This window comes from Neisseria sp. P0022.S010, from assembly GCF_051956635.1.
This window is the reverse complement of record NZ_JBQCXF010000304.1, coordinates 1-3,523: the sequence shown is the minus strand read 5'-3', so window position 1 is coordinate 3,523 and position 3,523 is coordinate 1. Positions and strand designations below refer to the sequence as shown.

Here is a 3,523-nt window from a genome sequence, read left to right as displayed (position 1 = left end):
GTCTTGTCCTTCCCCGATTTTAAACCTACAATCCCACACATTATTCATTTCAAAGCCGAAATTATCATGTTTTTTGTCTTATCCCCAGCCAAAAACCTCAACGAAAAAGACCCCTCCCCCATCAGCAGCTTTACCCAACCCGACCTTTTGCCCGAAGCAGAAATCCTGATGCAGGAGTTGCGTCAGCTTGCCCCTCAACAAATCGCCGAGCTGATGCATGTTTCCGACAAAATCGCCCTGCTCAATGCCGAACGCAATGCCGTATGGCACACGCCGTTTACCCCTGAAAACGCCAAACAGGCCGTATTTATGTTCAACGGCGACGTCTATGAAGGCATTACCGCCGATACGCTCAAGTCGGAGCAAATCGACTACCTGCAACAACACGTCCGCCTGCTCTCCGGCCTATACGGCGTATTGCGCCCGCTCGACTTGATGCAGCCCTACCGCTTGGAAATGGGCACGGCCTTTGCCAACTCACGCGGCAAAAACCTCTACGAATTTTGGGGCGATAAAATCACCGACCTGCTCAACCAAACACTGAAGCAAGCCGGCAGCGATATCTTAATCAACCTCGCCTCACAAGAATATTTCAAATCCGTCAACACCAAAAAACTCAACGCACGCCTGATTACGCCGATTTTTAAAGACGAGAAAAACGGCAAATACAAAATCATCAGCTTCTACGCCAAACGTGCGCGCGGTTTGATGGTGCGCTACGCGGCAGAACACTGCATTACCGATCCTGAAATGCTCAAAAATTTCGACTACGAGGGCTATTCATTCAATGAAGCAGCTTCAAACGAAGCCGAATGGGTATTCATGCGTGAAGAACAATCCAAATAAAAACAGAATCCTAGATATTTTTTCTAAAATACCTCTTGGCAAAGGCCGTAAGTTCCATTAATATTACGGCTTCAAGAATGGAAGCGTGGCAGAGCGGTTTAATGCAACGGTCTTGAAAACCGTCGAGGGTTGATAGCCCTCCGTGAGTTCGAATCTCACCGCTTCCGCCATTCTTGATATTTTTTTATCTAGTGAAAATGAAATGCGAGACTTGATGATTCAAGTCTTTTTTATTTTCAAATCCAAAGAATTCCGTAAAGGCCGTCTGAAAATTTCTTTTCAGACGGCCTTTTCCTTTTCTACAAATCAAATGCGGCGTTAATCAAACGTTTGGTGTAATCGTTTTGCGGATGATGGAAAATCTGATCCGCGCTGCCGTACTCAACCATTTCGCCCTGCTTCATCACAATCACATTGTCGCTGACGGCGCGCACGACAGACAAATCATGGCTGATGAACATATAAGTCAGGCCGTATTTCTTCTGCAAGTCACGCAAAAGTTCGACCACTTTGGATTGTACGGAGCGGTCAAGTGCAGAGGTCGGCTCGTCCAAAAGAATGAATTTCGGGCGCAGGATAACGGCGCGTGCAATCGCGATACGCTGACGCTGGCCGCCGGAGAATTCATGCGGATAGCGGTTGAGCGCGTCAAGCGGCAGGGACACTTCCTTCATGACTTCCAAAACACGCTGGATACGTTCTTTTTTGGTCATTTCAGGATGATGAACCGTCAAACCTTCGCCAATAATTTCGCCAACGGTCAGGCGCGGGGAAAGCGAACCGAACGGATCTTGGAACACAATTTGCCGTTGCGATTTCAGACGGCGTGCTTCTTCGGCGGTATAGTTTTTCAGGTCTTTGCCTTCAAAGGAGATATGTCCTGTATAAGGCAGCATCTGCATTACGGCTTTGCCCAACGTGGATTTGCCGGAACCTGACTCGCCGACGACACCCAATGTTTCGCCTTCTTTAATTTTGAGGCTGATGCCTTTGACGGCGTCAAAAGTTTTGAGCGGTTTGCCGAAAAAGTTTTGCTTCAATACGAAAGAAACATTGACATCATCGGCATCGATTAACACACCGGCGTTGTTTTCTTCCGGCTCTTTCATGCCTTTGGGAATGGCATTGATGAGTTCGGCGGTATATTCGTGTTTCGGATGGGCAAATACTTCTTTAATTTTGCCGCGCTCGACAATTTCGCCGTTACGCATGACGCAGACGGTTTTGGAATAGTGTTCCGCCAAACCCAAATCGTGGGTAATGAAGATAATCGCCATGCCCATTTGCTGTTGCAAATCGTGGAGCAAATCGAGAATCTCGGCTTGAATGGTTACATCCAAAGCGGTGGTCGGCTCATCGGCAATCAGCAGGTCGGGTTCATTGATGAGCGCCATGGCAATCATGATGCGTTGCAGCTGACCGCCGGAAAACTCGTGCGGATATTGCTTCATGCGGCGCTCGGCTTCTTTGATGCCCACACGCTCCAGCAGTGCCAATGCCTTCTGCCCTGCTTCTTTTTTGCCGAGCTTTTTATTGTGCACACGCGCCGCTTCAATCAGTTGCGTACCGATACGCATAAACGGATTGAGCGAGGTCATCGGCTCTTGGAAAATCACGCTAATGCGGTTGCCACGCAAATCACGTAGGGTTTTCTCATCGGCATCTAAAATGGAAATACCGTCAAAAGTAATGCGCGAATCTTTGCTGTATCGGGCAAATTTCTCAGGCAGCAGACGCATAACGGACATAGATGTTACAGACTTACCCGAGCCGGACTCGCCGACCAAAGCCAATGTTTCGCCCTCTGCCACTTTAAAGCTGACATTACGAACGGCGTGCACGTTCTTTTCATGCAATTCAAAATTGATGTCCAGATTTTCTACAACCAGTAACTGTTTTGTCATTTTGATTATCCTTTTGGTTGTGGTTTAGCGGTCTTTCGGGTCGAGCGCATCGCGCAGGCCGTCGCCGATAAAGTTGAAACAGAACAAAGTGGTTACCAAGAAGAAACTTGGCACGAGCAGCTGCCAAGGTGCGGCTTCCATCGAAATCGCGCCTTCTTGCAACATCGAACCCCAACTGGTCATCGGCTCTTGCACGCCCAAGCCCAAGAAGCTCAAGAAGGATTCAAACATAATCATGCCCGGCACCAACAAAGAGGCATACACCATCACCACGCCCAAAACATTTGGAATAATGTGGCGCGTTACGATTTTACGTTTTGCCACGCCGCTCACACGCGCCGCTTCAACGAACTCTTTATGCTTCAAGCTCAAAGTTTGGCCGCGCACGATACGCGCCACGTCCAGCCAAGACACCAAACCCACGGCGGCAAAAATCAAAAGCAGGTTGCGGCCAAAGAATGTGGTCAGCAGAATGACGAAAAACATAAACGGAAACGCATTCAAAATTTCCAAAAAGCGCATCATCAGCGAATCGAGCTTACCGCCGATAAAGCCGGCAATCGCACCATAAAGCGTACCGATGACAACGGCCACCAATGCGCCGGCCACACCGACCAGCAAGGAAATACGTCCGCCGGTTGCCGCACGCGACAGCAAATCGCGGCCGAGCAAATCCGTACCCAGATAGTGATGGGTAGAAAAGGACGGCGGAATCTGCATATTGTCCCAGTCGGTGAAGTCGTAGGTGTAGCGGACGATCCATGGCGCCACAA

3 protein-coding genes and 1 tRNA gene are annotated in these 3,523 nt (G+C 49.1%); 2 read left to right on the top strand and 2 right to left on the bottom strand.

Translation table 11 applies throughout. From position 1 onward, the window contains the following. Positions 1-66 precede the first annotated feature (66 nt). Positions 67-846: a peroxide stress protein YaaA gene (gene yaaA, locus ACTHUT_RS15760; RefSeq protein ID WP_250600070.1), complete on the top strand. Its 780-nt coding sequence runs from the start codon at positions 67-69 to the stop codon at positions 844-846. A gap of 79 nt (positions 847-925) precedes the next feature. Then, positions 926-1,016: transfer RNA gene (locus tag ACTHUT_RS15755), tRNA-Ser, on the top strand. Between the two features lie 129 nt (positions 1,017-1,145). Here ACTHUT_RS15755 and ACTHUT_RS15750 read toward each other — a convergent pair. Both ACTHUT_RS15750 and ACTHUT_RS15745 read right to left on the bottom strand, forming a co-directional pair. Beyond that, the gene (locus ACTHUT_RS15750; RefSeq protein WP_250600068.1) at positions 1,146-2,750 is read right to left on the bottom strand and encodes an ABC transporter ATP-binding protein; all 1,605 of its coding nucleotides are present in this window, start codon (positions 2,748-2,750) and stop codon (positions 1,146-1,148) included. A 24-nt stretch (positions 2,751-2,774) separates the two neighbouring features. Further along, a partial coding sequence (locus tag ACTHUT_RS15745; RefSeq protein WP_440418670.1) for an ABC transporter permease subunit occupies positions 2,775-3,523 on the bottom strand: 749 nt, incomplete at its 5' end.